This window comes from Pseudomonas sp. P65(2024) (assembly GCF_057480955.1).
In genome coordinates, this window is sequence record NZ_JBLIYX010000008.1 from 141,723 (window position 1) to 165,215 (window position 23,493).

General features: G+C 64.6%; 20 protein-coding genes. 11 read left to right on the plus strand and 9 right to left on the minus strand.

Features of this window, described 5'->3' with window-relative positions:
- Positions 1 to 1,614 (minus strand): L-aspartate oxidase, encoded by a 1,614-nt coding sequence (nadB, locus tag AC25MA_RS13645; protein ID WP_028690129.1) that lies wholly within the window; start codon positions 1,612 to 1,614, stop codon positions 1 to 3.
- Positions 1,615 to 2,050: 436 nt separating this feature from the next.
- Here nadB and rpoE point away from each other — a divergent pair, with 436 nt between their 5' ends.
- The 10 genes from rpoE (at position 2,051) to pdxJ (ending at position 12,089) form a co-directional block, all read left to right on the plus strand.
- Complete coding sequence (rpoE, locus tag AC25MA_RS13650) at positions 2,051 to 2,632, plus strand: RNA polymerase sigma factor RpoE/AlgU (RefSeq protein WP_003252049.1); 582 nt, start codon at positions 2,051 to 2,053, stop codon at positions 2,630 to 2,632.
- Between the two features lie 31 nt (positions 2,633 to 2,663).
- Positions 2,664 to 3,254 carry a sigma-E factor negative regulatory protein gene (locus tag AC25MA_RS13655; protein WP_028690128.1) on the plus strand — a complete coding sequence of 197 codons (591 nt, stop codon included), beginning with the start codon at positions 2,664 to 2,666 and terminating at the stop codon, positions 3,252 to 3,254.
- 13 nt (positions 3,255 to 3,267) lie between these two features.
- Complete coding sequence (locus tag AC25MA_RS13660) at positions 3,268 to 4,233, plus strand: MucB/RseB C-terminal domain-containing protein (RefSeq protein WP_486972104.1); 966 nt, start codon at positions 3,268 to 3,270, stop codon at positions 4,231 to 4,233.
- 200 nt (positions 4,234 to 4,433) lie between these two features.
- Positions 4,434 to 5,840, plus strand: a complete 1,407-nt coding sequence (locus AC25MA_RS13665; RefSeq protein ID WP_371263124.1) for a DegQ family serine endoprotease — start codon at positions 4,434 to 4,436, stop codon at positions 5,838 to 5,840.
- Positions 5,841 to 6,111: 271 nt separating this feature from the next.
- Entirely contained in the window at positions 6,112 to 7,911 is a 1,800-nt protein-coding gene (lepA, locus tag AC25MA_RS13670) for a translation elongation factor 4 (protein ID WP_028690125.1), read from the plus strand.
- A 5-nt stretch (positions 7,912 to 7,916) separates the two neighbouring features.
- Entirely contained in the window at positions 7,917 to 8,771 is an 855-nt protein-coding gene (lepB, locus tag AC25MA_RS13675; RefSeq protein ID WP_028690124.1) for a signal peptidase I, read from the plus strand.
- A gap of 161 nt (positions 8,772 to 8,932) precedes the next feature.
- Positions 8,933 to 9,622 carry a ribonuclease III gene (gene rnc / locus AC25MA_RS13680; RefSeq protein WP_028690123.1) on the plus strand — a complete coding sequence of 230 codons (690 nt, stop codon included), beginning with the start codon at positions 8,933 to 8,935 and terminating at the stop codon, positions 9,620 to 9,622.
- Positions 9,615 to 10,517 carry a GTPase Era gene (gene era / locus AC25MA_RS13685; RefSeq protein ID WP_028690122.1) on the plus strand — a complete coding sequence of 301 codons (903 nt, stop codon included), beginning with the start codon at positions 9,615 to 9,617 and terminating at the stop codon, positions 10,515 to 10,517. Before rnc ends, era begins: the two co-directional genes overlap by 8 nt.
- Before the next feature lie 103 nt (positions 10,518 to 10,620).
- Entirely contained in the window at positions 10,621 to 11,304 is a 684-nt protein-coding gene (gene recO / locus AC25MA_RS13690) for a DNA repair protein RecO (RefSeq protein WP_062364196.1), read from the plus strand.
- Between the two features lie 62 nt (positions 11,305 to 11,366).
- The gene (gene pdxJ / locus AC25MA_RS13695) at positions 11,367 to 12,089 is read left to right on the plus strand and encodes a pyridoxine 5'-phosphate synthase (RefSeq protein ID WP_189656959.1); all 723 of its coding nucleotides are present in this window, start codon (positions 11,367 to 11,369) and stop codon (positions 12,087 to 12,089) included.
- A gap of 33 nt (positions 12,090 to 12,122) precedes the next feature.
- Here pdxJ and AC25MA_RS13700 read toward each other — a convergent pair whose 3' ends face one another.
- Both AC25MA_RS13700 and AC25MA_RS13705 read right to left on the minus strand, forming a co-directional pair.
- Positions 12,123 to 13,511 carry a heavy metal sensor histidine kinase gene (locus AC25MA_RS13700; RefSeq protein WP_486972105.1) on the minus strand — a complete coding sequence of 463 codons (1,389 nt, stop codon included), beginning with the start codon at positions 13,509 to 13,511 and terminating at the stop codon, positions 12,123 to 12,125.
- Entirely contained in the window at positions 13,508 to 14,182 is a 675-nt protein-coding gene (locus tag AC25MA_RS13705; RefSeq protein ID WP_062364201.1) for a heavy metal response regulator transcription factor, read from the minus strand. The genes AC25MA_RS13700 and AC25MA_RS13705 overlap by 4 nt, the downstream gene beginning before the upstream one ends.
- 269 nt (positions 14,183 to 14,451) lie before the next feature.
- Between AC25MA_RS13705 and AC25MA_RS13710 the strand changes: the two genes are divergently transcribed.
- Positions 14,452 to 14,655, plus strand: coding sequence for a hypothetical protein (locus tag AC25MA_RS13710; RefSeq protein WP_486972106.1), 204 nt, complete (start codon positions 14,452 to 14,454; stop codon positions 14,653 to 14,655).
- A 72-nt stretch (positions 14,656 to 14,727) separates the two neighbouring features.
- Here AC25MA_RS13710 and cmoB read toward each other — a convergent pair whose 3' ends face one another.
- The 6 genes from cmoB to AC25MA_RS13740 form a co-directional block, all read right to left on the minus strand.
- The gene (cmoB, locus tag AC25MA_RS13715) at positions 14,728 to 15,684 is read right to left on the minus strand and encodes a tRNA 5-methoxyuridine(34)/uridine 5-oxyacetic acid(34) synthase CmoB (RefSeq protein ID WP_062364210.1); all 957 of its coding nucleotides are present in this window, start codon (positions 15,682 to 15,684) and stop codon (positions 14,728 to 14,730) included.
- Positions 15,681 to 16,424 carry a carboxy-S-adenosyl-L-methionine synthase CmoA gene (cmoA, locus tag AC25MA_RS13720; protein WP_247284123.1) on the minus strand — a complete coding sequence of 248 codons (744 nt, stop codon included), beginning with the start codon at positions 16,422 to 16,424 and terminating at the stop codon, positions 15,681 to 15,683. Before cmoA ends, cmoB begins: the two co-directional genes overlap by 4 nt.
- A 90-nt stretch (positions 16,425 to 16,514) precedes the next feature.
- Positions 16,515 to 16,907, minus strand: coding sequence for a protease inhibitor I42 family protein (locus AC25MA_RS13725; RefSeq protein WP_028690114.1), 393 nt, complete (start codon positions 16,905 to 16,907; stop codon positions 16,515 to 16,517).
- Between the two features lie 138 nt (positions 16,908 to 17,045).
- A complete protein-coding gene (gene lon, locus AC25MA_RS13730; protein ID WP_062363506.1) occupies positions 17,046 to 19,466 on the minus strand; it encodes an endopeptidase La in 2,421 nt (806 codons plus the stop codon).
- A 153-nt stretch (positions 19,467 to 19,619) separates the two neighbouring features.
- Positions 19,620 to 22,031 carry a glucose/quinate/shikimate family membrane-bound PQQ-dependent dehydrogenase gene (locus tag AC25MA_RS13735; protein ID WP_028690112.1) on the minus strand — a complete coding sequence of 804 codons (2,412 nt, stop codon included), beginning with the start codon at positions 22,029 to 22,031 and terminating at the stop codon, positions 19,620 to 19,622.
- A 31-nt stretch (positions 22,032 to 22,062) separates the two neighbouring features.
- Entirely contained in the window at positions 22,063 to 23,409 is a 1,347-nt protein-coding gene (locus AC25MA_RS13740) for a carbohydrate porin (RefSeq protein WP_062363509.1), read from the minus strand.
- Between the last annotated feature and the right edge of the window lie 84 nt (positions 23,410 to 23,493).

Consider the following 23,493-nt stretch of genomic DNA (forward strand, 5'->3'; position numbering starts at 1 on the left):
TCACTCGTGGTTCTGCGGCACCAGAATGGTGTCCCGGGCTTCGGGCAGCATCCCCGGATAGTCCAGGGTGTAGTGCAGGCCTCGGCTTTCCTTGCGTTGCATGGCCGAGCGGATCATCAGCTCGGCCACCTGCGCCAGGTTGCGCAGCTCGATCAGGTCGCGGCTGACCTTGTAGTTGCTGTAGAACTCGTCGATCTCGTCCAGCAGCATGCGCACCCGGTGTTCGGCGCGCTGAAGGCGCTTGCTGGTGCGCACGATGCCGACATAGTCCCACATGAACCGCCGCAGCTCGTCCCAGTTGTGCGCGATGATCACGTCCTCGTCCGAGTCGGTCACTTGGCTTGCGTCCCAGCAAGGCAGGGCGCGGGGCATGGCGACCTGGTCCAGGCGCGCCTCGATGTCGGCGGCGGCGGCGCGACCGTAGACAAAGCATTCGAGCAGCGAGTTGCTGGCCATGCGGTTGGCGCCGTGCAGGCCGGTGAAGCTGGTCTCGCCGATGGCATACAGGCCGGGCACGTCGGTGTGACCGTGCTCGTCGATCATTACCCCACCGCAGGTGTAGTGGGCTGCGGGCACCACCGGAATCGGCTGGCGGGTGATGTCGATGCCGAAGGTCAGGCAGCGCTCGTACACTGTCGGGAAGTGGCTGGTGATGAAGTCGGCCGGCTTGTGGCTGATGTCGAGGTAGACACAGTCCACCCCGAGGCGCTTCATCTCGTGGTCGATGGCGCGGGCGACGATGTCCCGTGGCGCCAGCTCTTCGCGTGGATCGAAGCGCGGCATGAAGCGCTCGCCATTGGGCAGGCGCAGCAGGGCACCCTCGCCGCGCAGTGCCTCGGTGATCAGGAAACTCTTGGCCTGCGGATGGTACAGGCAGGTCGGGTGGAACTGGTTGAACTCAAGGTTTGCCACCCGGCATCCGGCGCGCCAGGCCATGGCGATGCCGTCGCCGCAGGCGCCGTCTGGGTTGCTGGTATACAGGTAGACCTTGGCCGCGCCGCCGGTGGCCAGCACGGTGAAGCGCGCGCCGAAGGTGTCCACCTCCCCGGAGTTGCGATTAAGCACGTAGGCGCCTAGGCAGCGGTCGCCGTCCAGGCCCAGGCGGCGCTCGGTGATCAGGTCGACGGCCACGCGCTGTTCGAGCAGTTCGATGTTCGCGCGTTGCCTGGCCTGTTCCAGCAGGGTGGTAAAGATCGCCGCGCCCGTGGCGTCGGCGGCATGGATGATGCGCCGGTGGCTGTGACCGCCCTCACGGGTCAGGTGGAACTCGAAGCCGCCGTCGTCGACGCTGTAGTGCTCGTCGCGGGTGAATGGCACGCCTTGTTCGATCAGCCACTGGATGGCCTCGCGGCTGTGCTCGACGGTGAAGCGCACGGCATCTTCGTGGCACAGCCCGCCACCGGCGTTAAGGGTGTCCTCGACATGGGACTGTACGGTGTCGGTATCGTCAAGCACCGCGGCAACGCCGCCCTGGGCCCAGAAGGTCGAGCCGTTGGCCAGGTCGCCCTTGCTCAGTACGGCGATGCGCAGGTGGCGGGGAAGGTTCAGTGCCAGGCTGAGACCGGCGGCACCGCTGCCGATCACCAAGACATCATGTTGGAATTGTTGGCTCATGTCGGGACACTAGTAATCTTTGGAGGGGGCACGGCACAATAGTCGAGCGCAGATGGCACTGTGAAACTATCGTGAAACCTGGCCGGGATGCCTTTATAGCAGCCCCGGGCGCCTGATTTCCAATGGTGCATACGGGTGGCTGGCGATCTTTATGGGAACTTTCCGATACCCCTGGAAATCCTATAAAGGCTGCCCGTACGCCACAGATTGCCGCGGCGACGCAAGGCGGCAGCTCTATCTTGGGCTGACACCTGCGTAACGAAACCAGAATATCGACGCAGCCGGCCGTGACCGCGCTGCGTCTTTCGTGCGAGCCGACCAAGGGCCGCAGGAAACTTGCTTGGAGGGGAGAACTTTTGCGCAAAGCCCGAGTCTATGGTTGCAAGCCTGAACGATGGCTGATGCAGCGCTCCTTCGAGATCACTGAGGAGTGTTCATGCTAACCCAGGAAGAGGATCAGCAGCTTGTAGAGCGCGTGCAGCGTGGCGACAGGCGAGCTTTCGATCTGTTGGTGCTGAAGTATCAGCACAAGATTCTCGGGTTGATCGTGCGTTTCGTACACGACACCCATGAGGCGCAGGACGTGGCGCAGGAAGCCTTCATCAAGGCATACCGTGCGCTTGGGAATTTTCGCGGTGACAGTGCGTTCTATACGTGGCTTTACCGCATCGCCATCAACACGGCGAAGAACTACCTGGTGTCCCGCGGAAGGCGGCCACCAGACAGTGATGTGAGCTCCGAGGATGCGGAGTTCTATGACGGCGATCATGGTCTCAAGGATCTCGAGTCCCCAGAGCGCTCGTTGTTGCGGGATGAAATCGAAGGCACCGTCCATCGAACCATCCAGCAACTGCCGGAAGATTTGCGTACGGCGCTGACCCTGCGTGAGTTCGATGGATTGAGTTACGAGGACATTGCCAGCGTCATGCAATGTCCAGTGGGTACCGTGCGCTCTCGAATCTTCCGCGCTCGGGAGGCCATAGACAAAGCCCTGCAACCCTTGTTGCAGGAAACCTGAGACAGCGGCGACAGCCAAGAGAGGAACCGCCATGAGTCGTGAAGCTTTGCAGGAATCGCTGTCCGCGGTGATGGATAACGAAGCGGACGAACTGGAACTGCGTCGCGTGCTGAATGCCGTCGACGATGCCGAAACCCGTGCTACCTGGTCGCGTTACCAGATTGCTCGCGCAGCCATGCACAAAGAGCTGCTGCTGCCCAAGTTGGACATCGCCTCGGCGGTTTCCGCAGCGCTGGCCGATGAGGCCGTGCCGGCCAAGGTCAAGCAGGGCCCTTGGCGCAGCCTCGGTCGCCTGGCCGTGGCCGCATCGGTGACCGTTGCCGTGCTGGCCGGTGTGCGCTTCTACAACCAGGACGAGATCAGCGGTGCCGAACTGGCCGCCCAGCAGCCTGCCCAGCAGGGGCTGAGCATGCCGCAGGCGCAAGGTCCGGCCGTTTTGGCAGGCTATAGTGAAAGCAACGAGCAACCGACCGGGCCAATGGCCAACGGTGTGCTGCAGAACCAGGCCGGCTGGGATCAACGCTTGCCGGGCTACCTGCGCCAGCACGCCCAGGAGTCCGCGCTGAAGGGCAACGAGACCGCGCTGCCTTACGCCCGCGCTGCCAGCCTGGAAAACCGCTAAGTTAAGGAGGATCATGCGCGCGCTACCTCTCCTGTCGCTGCTGCTTGGCAGCAGCCTGACGGTGCAGGCCCTGGCCGCCAACTCCTCGCCCGAGGCGAGCGAGTGGTTGAACAAGCTGGCACGGGCCGAGCAGCAGCAGAGTTACCAGGGATCCTTCGTCTACGAACGCAACGGCAGCTTCTCATCCCATGACATCTGGCATCGCGTCCAGGACGGCAAGGTCAGCGAGCGGCTGTTGCAACTCGATGGCTCGGCCCAGGAAATCGTGCGGGTCGACGGCAAGGTGCAATGCGTCAGTGGCAACCTTGCCAGTAGCGTGGGCACACCACCGGACAGCGCCCTGCGGGTGCTCGACCCCCTGAAGCTGATGAGCTGGTACGACCTGAGCGTGTCAGGCAAGTCACGCGTCGCCGGGCGCGATGCGGTGATTGTCGCGCTCACACCGCGTGACCAGCATCGTTATGCTTTCGAATTGCATCTGGACCGCCGCACCGGCCTGCCCCTGCGCTCGTTGATGCTCAACGACAAGGGCCAGTTGCTCGAGCGCTTCCAGATGACCCGCCTTGACACTGATGCTGCGCCAACCGACGCCGAACTGGCCGCCAGCGCCAGTTGCAAGCCAGTTGAGCGCACGCAGTCCGGCACCGCCGAAACCGTCGTCGGGTGGCGTTCGGACTGGCTGCCGCCAGGGTTCGAGCTGGTCAACAGCTCGGTCCGCCGCGATTCGGAGCGCAAGAATACAGTCAGCAGTCTCATGTATGACGATGGCCTGGCCCGTTTTTCGGTGTTCCTCGAGCCGATCGGCAACGAGGCTGGTGTCGATACCCGTGCCCAGCTCGGTCCCACCGTCGCGGTGTCGCGGCGCCTTACAACGCCCAAGGGCAAGGTGATGGTCACTGTGGTCGGCGAGATCCCGCTGGGTACCGCCGAGCGTGTCGCCCTGTCGATGCGGGCCCAGGATGCCCAGGCGCGCCAATGACGGCGCGCCCTCTGACAGTTCTTGTTACACAGAGCTGACATGAAATTAAGGCATTGTCATTTGCAATCCTGCCGCAAATTTTCTATAGGTCAGGCTTCTCGGAGTCTGGCCTTTCCTGCGTCTGCGGGAACCTTACTGCTAACTACGCTCGTTGTGACGGGAGCCGTATGTCAATACCACGCTTGAAAACCTACCTATCGATGTTCGCCGCCGTGCTCATGCTTGGCCAGGTGCTCAGCGCCCAGGCCGAAGAGTCCCTGCCGGACTTCACCACCTTGGTCGAGCAGGCCTCGCCGGCGGTGGTCAACATCAGCACCAAGCAGAAACTGCCGGACCGTCGCGTCGCCGCCGGGCAGATGCCGGACCTCGAAGGCCTGCCGCCGATGTTCCGCGAGTTCTTCGAGCGCAACATGCCGCAGCAGCCGCGTTCGCCTCGTGGCGATCGCCAGCGCGAGGCGCAGTCGCTGGGTTCGGGCTTCATCATCTCCAGTGACGGTTATGTGCTGACCAACAATCATGTGGTCGCAGACGCTGACGAGATCATCGTCCGCCTGTCCGACCGCAGTGAATTGCAGGCTAAGCTGGTGGGCACCGACCCACGTACTGACGTGGCCCTGCTCAAGGTCGAGGGCAAGAACCTGCCGACCGTCAAGCTGGGTGACTCGGAGAAACTCAAGGTCGGTGAGTGGGTGCTGGCCATCGGCTCGCCGTTCGGCTTCGACCATTCGGTGACCAAAGGGATCGTCAGCGCCAAGGGCCGTACGCTGCCCAACGACACCTATGTGCCGTTCATCCAGACCGACGTGGCGATCAACCCGGGTAACTCTGGTGGTCCGCTGTTCAACATGAAGGGCGAGGTGGTGGGTATCAACTCGCAGATCTTCACCCGTTCCGGTGGCTTCATGGGCCTGTCGTTCGCCATCCCGATCGACGTCGCCATCGATGTGTCGAACCAGTTGAAAAAAGACGGCAAGGTCAGCCGTGGCTGGCTGGGCGTGGTGATCCAGGAGGTCAACAAGGACCTCGCTGAATCCTTCGGCCTGGACAAGCCGGCCGGCGCCCTGGTCGCCCAGGTCCTGGAAAACGGCCCGGCAGCCAAGGGCGGCCTGCAGGTGGGCGACGTGATCCTGAGCATGAACGGCCAGCCGATCGTCATGTCCGCCGACCTGCCGCACCTGGTCGGCAGCCTCAAGGACGGCGAGAAGGCCAAGCTGGAGATCATCCGCAATGGCAAGCGCCAGAACCTGGACGTCACCATTGGCGCATTGCCCGAGGATGACGCCGACATCGGCCTGGGCGCGGGTGCCGATGGCAGCGCAGAGCGCAGCAGCAACCGCCTGGGTGTGTCCGTGTCCGACCTGACCGCCGAGCAGAAGAAGTCGCTGGAGCTCAAGGGCGGCGTGGTCATCAAGGAAGTCCAGGATGGTCCGGCGGCCATGATCGGCCTGCGTCCGGGCGATGTCATCAGCCACCTGAACAACCAGGCCATCGCCTCGGCCAAGCAGTTCACCGAGATCGCCAAGGAACTGCCGAAGAACCGTTCGGTGTCCATGCGCGTGCTGCGACAGGGGCGTGCCAGCTTCATCACCTTCAAACTGGCTGAATAAGCGGGTGGTGCGGTAGGTAAAGGGCAGCTTCGGCTGCCCTTTTTCATGAGCAGCAGGCTTGATGGTCCTGCGTGGGAGCGGGCTTGCCCCGCGATGAGGCTCGATCAGGCAACATTTTCAGCTGATCGGACGCCATCGCGGGGCAAGCCCGCTCCCACGCTAAACCGATAGGCAGGTGACAAGGGTTCTCCCATATCCCTCCGGCTTGAGGTACAATTCCCGGCTATTTTTCGGCGGGCGTCCGGCTCGCAGCCTTTTCGAGTGTTGACCCGTGAGTGATTTGAGTCATATCCGCAATTTCTCCATCATCGCCCACATCGACCATGGCAAGTCGACGCTGGCCGACCGTTTCATCCAGATGTGCGGTGGCCTGTCGGCGCGCGAAATGGAAGCCCAGGTCCTGGACTCCATGGACCTCGAGCGCGAGCGCGGGATCACCATCAAGGCCCACAGCGTCACGCTCAACTACAAGGCGCAGGACGGCAAGGTCTACCAGCTGAACTTCATCGACACCCCCGGCCACGTCGACTTCACCTATGAAGTCTCGCGCTCGCTGGCCGCCTGCGAGGGTGCGCTGCTGGTGGTGGACGCCGGTCAAGGCGTCGAGGCCCAATCGGTGGCCAACTGCTATACCGCCATCGAGCAGGGCCTGGAGGTGATGCCGGTCCTGAACAAGATGGACCTTCCCCAGGCCGATCCGGACCGCGTCAAGGACGAGATCGAGAAGATCATCGGTATCGACGCCACCGACGCCGTGGCCTGCAGCGCCAAGAGCGGCATGGGCGTCGACGAGGTGCTCGAGCGCCTCGTGCAGACCATCCCCGCGCCGGAAGGCGATATCGACGCGCCGTTGCAGGCGCTGATCATCGACTCCTGGTTCGACAACTACCTGGGCGTGGTCTCGTTGGTGCGCGTGCGCCACGGCCGCGTCAAGAAGGGCGACAAGATCCTGGTCAAGTCCACCGGCAAGGTGCACCTGGTCGACAGCGTCGGCGTGTTCACGCCCAAGCACACCCAGACCGCTGATCTGAAAGCCGGTGAAGTGGGCTTCATCATCGCCAGTATCAAGGACATTCATGGCGCCCCGGTGGGTGACACCCTGACCCTGTCCAACACCCCTGAAGTCGAAGTGCTGCCAGGCTTCAAGAAGATTCAGCCGCAGGTCTACGCTGGCCTGTTCCCGGTCAGTTCCGACGACTTCGAGGACTTCCGCGACGCCCTGCAGAAGCTGACCTTGAACGATTCGTCGCTGCAGTACATGCCGGAAAGCTCCGACGCCCTGGGCTTCGGCTTCCGTTGCGGCTTCCTCGGCATGCTGCACATGGAGATCATCCAGGAGCGCCTGGAGCGCGAGTACGACCTGGACCTGATCACCACGGCGCCCAGCGTGATCTACGAGCTCGAACTCAAGACCGGCGAAACCATCACTGTCGACAACCCGTCGAAGCTGCCGGACGTCTCGGCGGTCAACGACTTCCGTGAGCCGATCGTCACCGCGACCATCCTGGTGCCGCAGGAGCACCTGGGCAACGTCATCACCTTGTGTATCGAGAAGCGTGGCGTGCAGCGCGACATGCAGTTCCTCGGCAGCCAGGTCCAGGTGCGCTACGACCTGCCGATGAACGAAGTGGTGCTGGACTTCTTCGACCGCCTGAAGTCGACCAGCCGCGGCTATGCGTCGCTGGACTACCATTTCGACCGCTACCAGTCGGCCAACCTGGTCAAGCTGGACGTACTGATCAACGGCGACAAGGTCGATGCCCTGGCCCTGATCGTGCACCGCGACAACGCCGCCTACAAAGGCCGCGCGTTGACCGAAAAGATGAAGGAACTGATCCCTCGGCAGATGTTCGATGTGGCGATCCAGGCAGCTATCGGCGGCCAGATCATCGCGCGGACAACCGTCAAGGCGCTCAGAAAGAACGTACTGGCCAAGTGCTACGGTGGCGATGTCAGCCGTAAGAAGAAGCTGCTGGAGAAGCAGAAGGCCGGTAAGAAACGCATGAAGCAGGTGGGTAACGTGGAGATTCCACAGGAAGCCTTCCTTGCCGTGCTCAGGTTGGATAGCTAGGTCCTATGTCGCTAAATTTCCCGCTGTTGCTCGTCATCGCCGTCGCCGTCTGCGGTCTGTTGGGTCTGATCGACCTGCTGTTCCTGGCCCCGCGCCGGCGGGCGGCGATCGCCAACTACCAGGGCAGCGTCAGCCAGCCCGAAATGGCCGTGGTCGAACGCCTGAACAAGGAGCCCTTGCTCGTCGAATACGGCAAGTCGTTCTTCCCGGTGCTGTTCATCGTGCTGGTGCTGCGTTCGTTCCTGGTCGAGCCGTTCCAGATCCCGTCGGGGTCGATGAAGCCGACGCTGGAAGTGGGCGACTTCATCCTGGTGAACAAGTTCTCCTACGGTATTCGGCTGCCAGTGATCGACAAGAAGGTCATCGAGGTGGGCGATCCGCAACGCGGGGATGTGATGGTGTTCCGCTACCCGAGCGACCCCAATGTCAACTACATCAAGCGTGTGGTCGGCCTGCCGGGTGACGTGGTGCGCTACACCAGCGACAAGCGACTGTTCGTCAACGGCCAGTCGATCGCCGAGCAACTGGTCGGCAGCGAGCCGGGCACCCTGGGCAGCGCCGAGCTGTACAAGGAGAAGCTCGGTGAAGCCGAGCACCTGATCCGCAAGGAAATGACCCGCTACCGCATGCCGCCGGACCAGCAATGGACCGTGCCGGCCGGTCATTACTTCATGATGGGCGACAACCGCGACAACTCCAACGACAGCCGCTTCTGGGATGATCCGAACATTCCCAAGGAGCTGCACGGCATGGTTCCGGACCACAATATCGTCGGCAAGGCGTTCGCGGTCTGGATGAGCTGGCCCGAGCCAAAGCTCAGCCACTTCCCGAATCTGTCGCGGGTCGGGCTGATCCATTGAGTAACGACGGCGCTGTCCACGGACAGCGCCGATTGCATTTCTGACATAGGCTGTGTTCTCAAGGAGCGAGAGCTTTCGTCGGTTCCGGCGACAGACCGCAGTCAAACCGTCTTTCAGGATGTTGATTTGAACAACGCGTTGAACATTGCACGGGTGGCCCCATGAGCGCTTCCCTGGCCCGCCTGGAGCGCAAGCTCGGCTACACCTTCAAGAACCAGGACCAGATGCTGCTGGCCCTGACCCATCGCAGCTACGCCGGGCGCAATAACGAGCGCCTGGAGTTCCTTGGCGATGCCATCCTCAACTTCGTGGTCGGCGAGGCGCTGTTCGAGCGCTTCCCGCAGGCCCGTGAAGGCCAGTTGTCGCGCCTGCGCGCACGCCTGGTCAAGGGCGAGACCCTGGCGCGGCTGGCCCGCGGCTTCGACCTGGGCGAGTACCTGCGCCTGGGCTCGGGTGAGCTGAAAAGCGGAGGTTTCCGTCGCGAGTCAATTCTTGCCGACGCCCTCGAGGCCCTGATCGGGGCGATCTACCAGGACGCCGACATGCAGACCGCCCGCGAGCGGATCCTCGCCTGGCTGACCGACGAGTTCGATGGGCTGACCCTGGTCGACACCAACAAGGACCCCAAGACCCGCCTGCAGGAGTTCCTGCAGTCGCGTGCCTGCGAGTTGCCACGTTACGAAGTGGTGGATATCCAGGGCGAACCGCACTGCCGGACCTTCTTCGTCGAATGCGAAGTGGTCCTGCTGAACAAGAAAAGCCGTGGCCAGGGCGTGAGCCGGCGTATCGCCGAGCAGGTCGCCGCCGCCGCCGCATTGATCGCCCTGGGCGTGGAGAATGGCAATGACTGAGAATACTTCGACCCGCTGCGGCTATGTCGCCATCGTCGGTCGCCCCAACGTGGGCAAGTCCACGCTGCTCAACCACATCCTCGGCCAGAAGCTGGCGATCACCTCGCGCAAGCCGCAGACCACCCGCCACAACATGCTCGGCATCAAGACCGAGGGTGACGTGCAGGCGATCTACGTCGACACCCCCGGCATGCACAAGGCCAACGACAAGGCGCTGAACCGCTACATGAACCGCAACGCCTCGGCGGCCCTCAAGGATGTCGACGTGGTGATCTTCGTGGTCGACCGTACCAAGTGGACCGACGAGGACCAACTTGTGCTGGAGAGGGTGCAGTACGTGACCGGCCCGTTGATCATCGCGGTCAACAAGACCGACCGCATGGAAGAGAAGGCCGAGCTGATCCCGCATCTGCAATGGCTGCAGGAACAACTGCCGAACGCCGAAGTGATGCCGATTTCCGCGCAGCAAGGGCACAACCTCGAAGCGCTGGAAGCCCAGATCGCCAAGCACCTGCCGGAAAACGAGCACTTCTTCCCGGAAGACCAGATCACTGACCGCAGCAGCCGCTTCCTCGCCGCCGAACTGGTGCGCGAGAAGATCATGCGCCAGCTCGGTGCGGAGCTGCCGTACCAGATCACCGTGGAAATCGAGGAGTTCAAGCAGCAGGGCCACGTGCTGCACATCCATGCGCTGATCCTGGTCGAGCGTGACGGGCAGAAGAAGATCATCATTGGCGACAAGGGCGAGCGTATCAAACGCATCGGGTCCGAGGCGCGCAAGGACATGGAAGTGCTGTTCGACTCCAAGGTCATGCTCAACCTGTGGGTGAAGGTCAAGGGTGGCTGGTCCGACGACGAGCGCGCCTTGCGTTCTCTGGGTTACGGCGACCTGTAAGCCCCAATCCCTGCTTTTGCTCCTGTGGGAGCGGGCTTGCCCCGCGAAGGCGATCGCGGGGCAAGCCCGCTCCCACAGGCATTTCTGGCATCGAGAGATCCGAATGGACCAACCCACCCCCCAACCCGCCTACGTGCTGCACAGCCGCGCCTACAAGGAAACCAGCGCGCTGGTGGACTTCCTCACCCCCCTGGGGCGGGTGCGGGCGGTGCTGCGCCGGGCGCGGGGCAAGGGTGGCAGCCTGGTGCGGCCGTTCGTGCCGCTGGAAGTCGAACTGCGCGGGCGCGGCGAACTGAAGAACGTCGGTCGCATGGACAGCATTGGCATCGCAGCCTGGCTGCACGGCGATGCGCTGTTCAGCGGGCTCTACCTCAACGAGCTGTTGATGCGCCTGCTGCCCGCCGAGGCGCCGCATCCGGCGTTGTTCGAGCACTACACCCTGACCTTGCAGGCCCTGGCCGCCGGGCGGCCGCTGGAGCCGTTGCTGCGCTCCTTCGAATGGCGCCTGCTGGACGAGCTGGGCTATGCCTTCGCCCTGGATCATGACGTCAACGACACTGCCGTCGTCGCCGAAGGGCTCTATCGCCTGCAGGTTGACGCCGGCCTGGAGCGCGTCGAGCTGTTCCAGCCCGGGCTGTTCAAGGGCAGCGAACTGCTGGCCCTGGCCCAGGCCGACTGGGAAGCGCCTGGTGCGTTGCTCGCCGCCAAGCGCCTGATGCGCCAGGCCCTGGCGGTTCACCTGGGGCCCAAGCCGCTGGTCAGCCGGGAACTGTTTCGCAAGCGCTGAGCACGACGTATGCTGTGGGGCTCAATCTTCAGGAGAGCCCTTTCGTGACTCACAGCAACCGCATGCTTCTCGGCGTCAACATCGACCACGTGGCGACCCTGCGCCAGGCCCGGGGCACCCGCTATCCGGACCCGGTCAAGGCCGCCCTGGACGCCGAGGAAGCGGGTGCCGATGGCATCACCGTGCACCTGCGCGAAGACCGCCGGCATATTCAGGAGCGCGATGTGCTGCTGCTCAAGGACGTGCTGCAGACCCGCATGAACTTCGAGATGGGCGTCACCGAGGAGATGATGGCCTTCGCCGAGAAGATCCGCCCGGCGCATATCTGCCTGGTGCCGGAAACCCGCCAGGAGCTGACCACCGAAGGCGGCCTCGATGTGGCCGGCCAGGAGGCGCGGATCAAGGCGGCGGTCGAGCGTCTGTCGCGCACCGGCGCCGAAGTGTCGCTGTTCATCGATGCCGACGAGCGGCAGATCGAAGCTTCGCGCCGGGTCGGTGCGCCGGCTATCGAGCTGCACACCGGCCGCTATGCCGATGCCGAGACGCCGACCGAGGTCGCCGAGGAGCTCAAGCGCATCGTCGATGGCGTGGCGTTTGGTGTTGGCCAGGGCCTGATCGTCAATGCCGGTCATGGCCTGCACTACCACAACGTCGAGGCGGTGGCGGCAATCAAGGGCATCAACGAGCTGAACATCGGCCATGCGCTGGTGGCCCATGCACTGTTTGTCGGCTTCAAGGCGGCGGTGGCGGAGATGAAGGCGCTGATCGTCGCCGCTTCGCGCTGATTCAGCCCCTGGGGCTGCAAGGCAGCCCCAGCGTCATTCGGCTTTGAAGAGGAGGGTAAAGCGAGTTGGCCCTTCGACCTGGCTGCTCACCTCGACCCGTCCCCCATGCAGCTGCATGATCGACTTGACGATCGCCAGCCCCAACCCCGTCCCGCCTTCCAATCGTGAACGCCCGGCCCCGGCCCTGTAGAACCGTTCGAACAGGTGCGGCAAGTATGCCTCGCCAATCCCGGGCCCGCGATTTTCCACCCACACGCCGATCTGGTCGCCGATTCGCTCGATGCCCACGGCCACTGGCTGGCCTTCAGGGCCATGGCGAATCGCATTGCTGAGCAGGTTCGACAGCGCCCGCTGGAACATCAGCTTGTCCGCCATCGCGGTACCCCAGCCTTGCAGGTGCAGGGATATACCCCTGAGCTCGGCGCTGAAGGCGAACAGCTCGCTCACCCGCGCCACTTCGTCCGCCAGCGCCACGGGAACCAGGGCCACCTGGGTCTGCGGCTGGCTGACCTGGGCCAGGAACAGCATGTCGTTGATGATGCGGTTGAGCCGAGTCAGCTCCTCGACGCTGTCTTCCAGCGCCTCGCGGTACTTGTCGCCATCACGCTCGCGGGCCAGGGTCACCTGGGCCTTGCCCATCAAGTTGCCGATGGGCGTGCGCAGTTCGTGGGCCAGGTCGTCGGAGAACTGCGACAGCTGACGCACGCCCTGGTCGAGCCGGTCGAGCATCACGTTGATGGCGCGGGCCAGGTCGGCCAGTTCGACGGGCAGGCCCTCGTCCGGCAGGCGATGCTCCAGGTCCTGGGCCGAGACTTGCCCGGCGATCCGGCGAAAGTGCCGCAGCGGGCGCAGGCCTCGCTGCACCAGCTTCCACGCGGCGATGCCGATCAGCACCAGCAGCAGCGGCAGGGCCAGCAGGGTGGAGTGCAGGTAGGCCTGCAACAGGCTGTTGTCGTCGCTGCGGTTGAGCGACATCAGCACCTTGACCGGGGTGTCGTCGCGCAGGCGCATCAGGCGGCTGGCAGTGAGGATCTGGTTGCCATCGTCGTCGCGCCAGGTGTGGAAGGTCAGCCGGTTGTCGGCCTCCAGGTCCAGCAGGTGCTGCGACTGCAGCGCCGGCCCCAGGCTGAGCAGGGCCGGGTGGCGGCCGTTGATGGCCATCACGCTGAGGCTGAGGTTGTCATGGCCCATGACCAGGTCGAGCAGCGGGTGGGCGCGGGCGCCAAGGTCATCGCTGCGCAGATCGACGCGCAGGTTGTGCTCGACTTGCAGCATCTTGCGCGCCAGGTCCTTGCGCGCCCGGCTGTCCAGCTCGTGGTCGAGGGCGAACACCGCCAGGCACGCCAGCAGCAAGACCAGTGCCGCGCCGAGCAGGGTGACGGTCAGGCCCAGGCGCAGCGACAGGCTCGGGCGGCGCTTCACGCCCGGGCCTCGAGCACGTAGCCGACGCCGCGCAGGGTGTGGATCAGCTTGTCCTCGAACGGGTCGTCGATCTTCGCTCGCAAGCGGCGGATCGAGACCTCAACCACGTTGGTGTCGCAGTCGAAGTTCATGTCCCACACCAGCGAGATGATCTGTGTGCGTGACAGCACTTCGCCGCTCTGGCGCATCAGCAGGTGCAGCAGGGCGAACTCCTTGGCGGTCAGGTCGATGCGCTGGCCGCCGCGCCAGGCGCGGTGGCGGCCGGGGTCGAGTTCGAGGTCGGCGACCTTCAGCGTGCTCGGCTGCAGGTGCTGGTCGTTGCGCCGCAGCAGGCTGCGGATGCGCGCCAGCAGTTCGGGAAACTCGAAGGGCTTGAGCAGGTAGTCGTCGGCGCCCAGGTCCAGCCCCTTGACCCGGTCGGCCAGGCGGCCATGGGCGGTGAGCATCATGATCCGCGTCGAAGACTCGGCGCGCAGGCGCTGCAGCACGCCCCAGCCGTCGAGCCCGGGCAGGTTGACGTCGAGGATCACCAGGTCGTACGCCTGCTGGCGGGCCAGGTGCAGGCCGTCGGTGCCGGTATGGGCGCAGTCGACCACGTAGCCGTTCTCGCGCAGGCCCTGTTGCAGGTAGTCGGCGGTGCGGGGTTCGTCCTCGATGATCAGTAGGCGCATGGTCGGGCTCTGTGTGGAAAGGGGGCGATTCTCGACCCTGTAGTGACATCAGGGTCAAGCGGCGAGGATGTTACTGGATGCGAATAGGCAAGCGGCGGGAATAACGGATTTGTAATGCGCGGGTCATGTGCCTGACAGGGTGATCCTGTGGGAGCGGGCTTGTCCCGCGATACGGCTCTCTTGCAAGACTGTAATGTCCGCCTCACCTTGGTGTTAGCTCCCGCTTGCGATGATGGCCCTGTCGAAACGGTTATCACGAGGCAAGCACGATGAACCTGACCAAGTACCTGCTGCTGGCGATTCTCGCCCTGGGCAGCACCAGCGCTTTCGCCGAGGGAGGCGCGGAGCGTTCGAAGCAATTCTGGCAAGCGTTCCACGACGACCAGGCGCGCCTGTACGGGGACAAGCAGCAGGCGCTGGCTGAGCGCGAGCGCAAGGCCGAGGAAAAGGCCCGGGAACTGGCCAAGGACTGAGTACCACACACTTGCGCCGCGACAGCTCCTCGGCGCAGGTGAACCTGGGCGCCCGAACGGGCGCCCTTTTTTTTATTTGCGTGCCAGCAGCGTGGCGCGGCGCGGGGCTGGCAGGCCTTCGATGGTCTTGTCGTGGTCGTTCGGGTCGAGGAAGTCGCCCAGCGACTGGTAGCGCATCCACTCGGTGCTGCGCTGCTCCTCGACGCTGGTGACGCTGACATCGACGCAGCGCACATCGCTGAAGCCGGCGCGGCGCAACCAGCGCTCCAGGGCCGGCACCGACGGCAGGAACCAGACGTTGCGCATCTGCGCGTAGCGATCCTCGGGTACCAGCACCTGGTTTTCGTCACCCTCGATCACCAGGGTTTCCAGCACCAGTTCGCCGCCCTTGACCAGACAGTCCTTGAGCGCCAGCAGGTGCTCGATGGGCGAGCGGCGGTGATAGAACACGCCCATGGAAAATACGGTATCAAAGCCTTCGAGGTTGGCCGGCAGCTCCTCGAGGGCGAACGGCAGGTGCCAGGCCGGCAGTTCAGGCAGGTACTGCTGCACGGCCTGGAACTGGCAGAAGAACAGCCAGTTGGGGTCCACGCCGATGACCATGTCGGCGCCGGCGCCGAGCATGCGCCACTGGTAGTAGCCGTTGCCGCAGCCTACATCGAGCACGCGCTTGCCCTTGAGGTCCAGGTGTGGGCCGACCCGTGACCATTTCCAGTCAGAGCGCCACTCGGTGTCGACATGCACGCCAAACAGGTCGAACGGGCCCTTGCGCCAGGGCGACAGGCCCATCAGTGCCTGCCGCATCTGCGCCCGGGTGGCGTCGTCGCAGGCGCAGTCCAGACGCAGGCCGTCGACCAGGTCGATTTCGCTGGGGGTCAGCCGCGGCAGTGCCTCGAGGGCGCCGCGCCAGCGGTCGAGGTCGCCGTGGCCCTTTTCCAGCTTGGCTTCGAGTTGCGCCTGCAGGCCCTGGGACCAGGTGGCAAGGGGCGTGCCCGCCAGGCGGCGGACGAGGGGGGACAGATCGATCATGGCAGGGCTATCAGCGAGGCGAAGTTGAGGCATTGGAACCAGGGCACGACCTTGGAGAAGCCGGCGGCGCGCAGGCGCTGCTCATGGGTTTCCAGGGTGTCGGGCTTCATCACGTTCTCGATGGCGCTGCGTTTCTGGGCGATTTCCAGTTCGCTGTAGCCATTGGCACGTTTGAAGTCCAGGTGCAGTTCGTTGAGCAGGTCCTGCTCCTGCGCGTCGGTGAAGCGCAGTTTTTCCGAGAGAATCAGCGCACCGCCCGGCAACAGGGCCTGATGGATGCGGCTGAGCAGCTCCAGGCGTTGCTCTGGGGCGACGAACTGCAGGGTGAAGTTCATCGCCACCACCGAGGCCGGTTCGAAGGGCAGGGTGAGGATGTCCGCCTCCAGCACCTGTACCGGCAGCAGCTCCTGGAACATCGAGTCCTGGGCGGTGAGGTACTGGCGGCAGCGCTCGACCATGGCCGCGGAGTTGTCCACCGCGATGACCCGGCAGCCGTCCGTGCGCACATGGCGGCGCAGCGCCTGGGTCACCGCGCCCAGCGAGGCGCCGAGGTCGTACAGCACGGAGTTCGGCTGGGCGAAGCGCGCGGCCAGCACGCCGAGGTTCTCGACGATGGTCGGGTAACCGGGCACCGAGCGCTTGATCATGTCCGGGAACACCTGCACCACGTCTTCGTTGAAGACGAAGTCGGGCACCTGCTCCAGGGGCTGGGCGAAAAGGCGGTCGGGTTGTTTGCTCACGGGCGGGTCCAGGCGGCTGGCAATCTACAGGGGCGGCATTCTAGCCAAACCACGGCAAGCTTGCATGACTCGCTGACCGGCGCCGTGCGCTCACTTCACCCGGATGGCGCAATCGAAGGTCTGCACCGGTCGCACTTCAGGGGCCCAGGGCTGCTGGTAGACCAGGATCAGGTGGCCTTCGCCGGCGGCCTTGGCCTGGAAGCGCCAGGTGGAAAGCCCGCCGCTGCCGACGATGCCGGCTTGTTCCGGGGAGCTGTATACCTCGGGACCGAGGCTGCGCAGGATCTCCGAAGCCGGGTTCTGCAGCAGCCAGCGGTAGCCGGTGGTGGGGTTGCTGGGCAGGGTGAGGGTCATGGTCTGGCCGACGACCAGGCGCTTGGGGCACTCGCTTTCTCCGTCCAGTTCGACGGTGCGTTGCGGTTGCTGGGCGCAGGCGGTGAGCAGGGCCAGGGCGGCGGGAACAAGCAGGCGAGGGAGAGACATGTTGGCTCCTGAAGCTGGAATGGCCTGAGGATAACCGAAGCTGTCGCAGTTTTGTGGGGTGGTGGGGGGGCCATCGCGGGGCCAGCCAGCTCCCACAGCGTATGCGTGGGAGCTGGCTGGCCCCGCGAAGACGGGCTGTCAGAACAACACTTTCGCCACGTCGGTAAAGCGCTTGGCGAAGTGCACGCTCAACCCTTCCTTCAGGTAGTCAGGCAGCTCTTCGAAATCGCCACGATTGGCCTCCGGTAGGATCAGTTCGAAGATTTTCTGCCGTCGCGCGGCGATCACTTTCTCGCGCACCCCGCCGATCGGCAGCACCTGGCCGGTCAGGGTCAGCTCGCCGGTCATGGCCACGCCTTTCTTCGGCGCCTGGTCGCGGGCCAGCGAGAGCAAGGCACTGGCCATGGTCACGCCGGCGCTGGGGCCATCCTTGGGCGTGGCGCCCTCGGGCACGTGCAAGTGGATGAACGCCTCGTTGAAGTAGCCGGGCGTGCCACCGAACTGCTTGAGGTTCGAGCTGATGTAGCTGTAGGCGATCTCTGCCGATTCCTTCATCACGTCACCCAGCTGCCCGGTGAGCTTGAGGCCGCGGTTGAGGCTGTGGATATGCGTGGCCTCGATCGGCAGGGTGGCACCGCCCATGCTGGTCCAGGCGAGACCTGTGATCACGCCCTTGCCGGCCAGTACCTGCTCGCTGCGAAACACCGGCATGCCCAGGGCGGGCTCGAGGTCCTTGGCGGCGATCTTGAGTTTGGCCTGCGGATCTTCCAGCAGCTTGACCACCGACTTGCGCACCAGCTTGCCCAGCTGTTTCTCCAACTGACGCACACCGGCTTCGCGGGCATAGCCCTCGATCACCGCACGCAGGGCGGCGTCGTTGATGCTCAGGCTGGTCTTGGCCACGCCGGCCTTGTCCAGCTGCTTGGGCCACAGGTGGCGCTTGGCAATGGCCAGCTTTTCCTCGGTGATGTAGCCGGACAGGCGGATCACTTCCATACGGTCGAGCAACGGGCCGGGGATCGAGTCGAGGGTGTTGGCGGTGCAGACGAACAGCACCTTGGACAGGTCCAGGCGCAGATCGAGGTAATGGTCGAGGAAGTCGACGTTCTGTTCCGGGTCGAGGGTTTCCAGCAGCGCCGAGGCCGGGTCGCCCTGGTAGCTCTGGCCCATCTTGTCGATCTCGTCGAGCATGATCACCGGGTTCATCACCTCGACTTCCTTCAGCGCCTGCACCAGCTTGCCTGGCTGGGCGCCGATGTAGGTGCGGCGGTGGCCCTTGATCTCGGCCTCGTCGCGCATGCCGCCGACACTGAAGCGGTAGAACGGTCGGCCCAGGGACTCGGCGATGGACTTGCCGATGCTGGTCTTGCCGACGCCCGGCGGACCCACCAGCAGCACGATGGAGCCGCTTATCTCACCTTTCCAGGCGCCCACGGCGAGGAACTCGAGGATGCGCTCCTTGATGTCGTCCAGGCCCGCGTGGTGGCGGTCGAGGACCTTGCGCGCGTGCTTGAGGTCGAGCTTGTCCTTGCCGTACACGCCCCAGGGCAGAGCCGTGGCCCATTCCAGGTAGTTGCGGGTGACGGCGTACTCCGGCGAGCCGGTCTCGAGGATGGCTAGCTTGCCCATCTCCTCGTCGATGCGCTTTTTCGCCTGGTCAGGCAGGGTCTTGCCCTCCAGGCGCTGCTGGAACTGCTCCAGGTCGGCGCTGCGGTCGTCCTTGGTCAGGCCCAGCTCCTGCTGGATGACCTTGAGCTGCTCCTTGAGGAAGAACTCGCGCTGGTGCTCGCCGATCTGCCGGTTCACCTCGGCGGAGATCTCGTTCTGCAGCCGGGCCACCTCGACTTCCTTGCGCAGCATCGGCAGGACCTTTTCCATGCGTTTGAGCATGGGTACGCAGTCGAGCACTTCCTGCAGCTGGTTGCCGGTGGCCGAGGTGAGGGCGGCGGCGAAGTCGGTGAGTGGCGAGGGGTCATTGGGGCTGAAGCGGTTGAGGTAGTTCTTCAGCTCTTCGCTGTACAGCGGGTTGAGTGGCAGCAGTTCCTTGATCGCGTTGATCAGGGCCATGCCGTAGGCCTTCACTTCGTCGGTGGGCTCCGCCGGCTGGCGTGGGTAGTCGACCTCCACCAGGTAGGGTGGGCGGTGGTGCTTGAGCCAGGTGCGGATACGCACGCGGGTCAGGCCCTGGGCGACGAACTGCAGCTTGCCGCCTTCGCGGCTGGCGTGGTGGACCTTCACCAGGGTGCCGTACTCGGGCAGGGCCTTGGTGTCGAAGTGGCGGTGGTCTTCCGGCGGGGTGTCCATGAAGAACAGCGCCAGGGCGTGGTGCGGGGTCTTGGCGACCAGGTCGAGGGTTTCGGCCCAGGGTTCTTCGTTGACGATCACCGGCAGCACTTGCGCGGGGAAGAATGGGCGGTTGTGGATCGGGATCACATAGACCTTGTCCGGCAGCTGCTGGCCGGGCAGGGCGAGGTGGTGGCCGGGGGCGGCCTGGGGATCGAGGTGTTCGACTTCGCTGTGTTCGTCGGGATGTTCTGGGAAATCCTGCTGGTCGCTCATGGGGCACCTGCGTGAATGGCTATGGTGCTTAGATGGGGCGGTGGTGGGCAGGTTTCAATGGTAGACGAAGGGGGGGAGAACCGCGGGGGGAACAATAGCGGGTAAGCCCGCTCCCTGGTTGGGAGCGGGCCTGCCCTGCGACAGGCGTGACGCTTACTCAGCCAATTTGTAAGCGATGATGTAGTCGCCCATTTTAGTGCCCAGCGAGCCATGGCCGCCCGCGGTGACCAGCACGTACTGCTTGCCGTCCTTGCCGGTGTAGCTCATCGGCGTGGCCTGGCCGCCGGCCGGCAGACGAGCCTTCCACAACTCCTGGCCGTTCTTCACGTCGTAGGCGCGCAGGTACTGGTCCAGGGTACCGCTGAGGAAGCCCACGCCGCCGGCGGTGACGATCGAGCCACCCATGCTTGGCACGCCCACCGGCATGCCGATCGGCACCGGGGTGCTGTCGCGGGTGGTGCCGTTCTTGTGCTTCCACACCACCTTGTTGGTGAACAGGTCGATGGCCGCCACATAGCCCCAGGCCGGTGCCTGGCACGGGATGCCCAGCGGCGACATGAACGGGTGCATGGTCACCGCGTACGGCGCGCCGGCGTTCGGCTGCACGCCGCTGGTCTCGCTTTCGCGTTTGCTGCCTTCTGCTACCTGCTCGCGCGGGATCATTTTCGACACGAAGGCCATGTAGTTCGGCGAGGTGAAGAGGATCTGGCGCACCGGATCGACCGACACGCTGCCCCAGTTGAACACGCCGACGTTGCCTGGGTAGACCAGGCTGCCCTGCTCGGAAGGCGGCGTGTACTGGCCTTCGTAACGCAGGCTGCGGAACTGGATGCGGCAGAGCATCTGGTCGAACGGCGTGGCGCCCCACATGGCCTGTTCGGTCAGATCGGGGCCGAGCAGGTTGAGGTCGGAGCGGGCCTGGGTCGGCGCGGTGTGGTCGCCTTTCACGGCGCCCTGCGGTACCGGGATCTCGCGGATCGGCACGATCGGCGTGCCGTCGCGGCGGTCGAGCACGTACAGGCTGCCTTGCTTGGTCGGCACGATGACCGCCGGCTTGACGCCGTCGTCGGTCTTCAGGTGAACCAGGGTCGGCTGGCTGCCGACGTCCATGTCCCACAGGTCGTGGTGGGTGAACTGGTAGTTCCAGCGCGCCTTGCCGGTGGCCAGGTCCAGGGCGACGATGCCGGCGCTGTACTTCTCGGCACCCGGAGTGCGGTCGGCACCCCACTGGTCGGGGGTCTGGTTGCCCAGCGGCAGGTAGATCATGCCCAGGTCTTCGTCGACGCTGGCGATCGACCACATGTTGGCCGAGTTGCGGCTGTACATTTTCCCGTCGGCCAGGGGCTTGGTGTCGTCCGGGTTGTTGCTGTCCCAGTTCCACACCAGGTGGCCGTCGTGCACGTCGTAGGCGCGGATTACGCCGGACGGCTCGTTGGTCGATTCGTTGTCGGTGACATGGCCACCGATGATCACCAGGCTGCGGGTGATCGCCGCGGGCGAGGTGGAGTAGTAGCCACCGGCGGTGAACGGGCCGATGCCGCGGGTCAGGTCGATCACGCCCTGGTTGGCGAAGCCTTCGCAAACCTTGCCGGTGTCGGCGTTGATGGCGATCAGGCGGGCGTCGGCGGTGGGCAGGTACAGGCGGCGCGGGCATGCCTGGGCCACGGCCTGGCCGGCGTCAGTAATCTTCGGCGCGGGGCTGCCGTCACGGCTGACGTAGTTGTTCTCGTCATAGTACGAGACGCCGCGGCAGGTCATGTGGGCGAAGCCCTTGAAGGTGCCGGTAGGGCTCTTGACCTGGGGGTCGTAGCGCCAGATTTCGGCGCCGGTATCCGGGTCCAGGGCCAGCAGGCGGCTGTGGGCGGTGCAGGCATAGAGCATGCCGTTGACCTTCAGCGGGGTGTTCTGGTTGGTCAGCTCCACCGGGTCGTTTTCGCTTGGCAGATCGCCGGTGCGGATGCGCCAGGCCTCTTCCAGGCGGTAGGCGTTCTGCGGGGTGATCTGGCGCAGCGGCGAGTAGCGGTCGCCGTGTTCGGTGCGGCCGTAGGCCTGCCATTCACCCTCCGGCATGGCCGGAGCGGCGCTGCCCATCTCGCTGTTGTCGCGGGTGAACTCGCCACGGATCTCGCCCGGGTGGGTGAACTGGCTGGCCACGGCGGTGGCGCCGGAGGCGACCACGGCGACGCTGAGCAGGGCGGTGTTGACTTTCGACGCGGGGCCGACCAGCGGGCGGCGTGCCCACGGCAGCAGCAGGACCACGCCGATGGCGAACCAGATGGCCAGGCGCGGCACCAGCTGCCACCAGTCCAGGCCGACTTCCAGCAGCGCCCAGGCGGTGCTGCCCAGCAGCATCAGGCCATACAGGCCCAGGGCGATGCGACGCTTGGCCAGCAGCAGGATGCCGGACAAGGCGAAGCCGATACCGGCAATCAGGTAGTAAAGCGAGCCACCCAGCTGGCTCAGCTTGATGCCGCCGGCCAGCAGGGCCAGCCCCATCAGCAGCAGCAATACGCCCATCAGGCGCGGTAGCCAGCGGGTTCCATTCTTGGCACCGTCAGTGCTCATCGTCTGTTCTCCGTAGTGTGAAAGGGTCGGGTTAGAAACTGCTCTGGATCTTCAGGCCGCCGATCAGGGCGTCGTCGACCCGCGACACCCCGCCCGGATGGCGGATGTACTGCAGGTTCGGGCGCACGGTGAGCCAGTCGGCCAGGTGGATGCCGTAATAGAGTTCGGCGCTGTATTCGGTGTCCTGCACGGGCAGGAAACCGGGGTTGTCGTAGTCGTCCAGGCCGTTGGCCTGGTTGATGAGGCGGGCGTTCTTGCGGTAGCCGGGATTGACGTGCACGCGGGCCAGGGCGAAACCGATGTCGTCCTTGGCGCGGGCATCGAAGGGCCCTTTGTAAACCACACCTGCCTGCACATAGTTGTCGATGGCATTGGTCTTCTTGTCGTGCACCGTGGCATTGGCGAACAGGCTCAGGCCGCGCGACTGGTCGGAGGCCAGCGCGGTTACCTGCTGCTGGGCGCCGAGCCACAGGCCATGCTTGCTCGAGCTGCTGCGGTAGGCGGCGCCGCTGATGGCGGCAGGCGCGCCGGTGCTGTCCTTGAGTACATCCTGTGCCTTGGCATTACTGTAGTAGTAGCCGGCGCGATATTCCCCTTTCAGGCCATTGACCCGCGGGCTCCAGACCAGTTCGATCGGCATCACCGCGCCCTGGGTGCCGCTGCCGCTGAGCTTGAAGCCGTTGCCGCTCTCGAGGTTGGAGGGGTTCTGCTCGAAAACGCCGACCTGGGCGTAGAGTGCGTCGTTCAGGTTGTAGCGCACGCGCAGGGCCCACTGGCTGACCGGCCAGTTGTACCAGATGCCGCCGACCCAGTTGCCCACCTGCGAGCCGCAGAACGCCAGGTTCTGGAAGTCGCAGGGGAAGCTGTTGAAGTCCTCGCCTTCGCCAAAGCGGCCGAATTTCACGTCCAGCGTGCCATCGAAGTATTTCTGCTTGATCCACATCTGCGTCAGCCGCCAGGTCTCGCCACGGCCCCAGACTTCCTGGGCCGAGGTGAAACCGCCGACGCGCGGGTCGTTGATGCGGTCGTTGCTGATGTTGTCGCCATGGCGTTCGGTGACGGTCAGCTGGAACTCGGTGTCTTGCCAGCCGAGGATCTTTTGCAGGTCCATGTTCACGCCGAAGGTGAACTGGTCGCTGTAGCGCGCCGCGCGGTCATGGCTGTAGCCGCCGTGCAGGTTGCTGCCCATCTCGCCGGTGTAGCCGAGGGTGAAGTCATAGCCTTCCTCCAGCAGCTCGCTGCGGGTTCCGCCCCAGTCTCCGAGCATCCACGGCGAGTCCTTGGCGAACATTTCGCTGGCGCTGGTGGTGGGGGACAGGGCGCCGAGCAGGGTGGCGAGGGCGAGGCCGGAGTAGCGGGTATTGGGCAGCTGGAGCATGAGATAGCGCTATCTTTTGATTGTTGAAGAAACGGCAAGCGCAACGAAGTGCGAGATCTTCGAAGGGAAATGACTGCGTTGGGT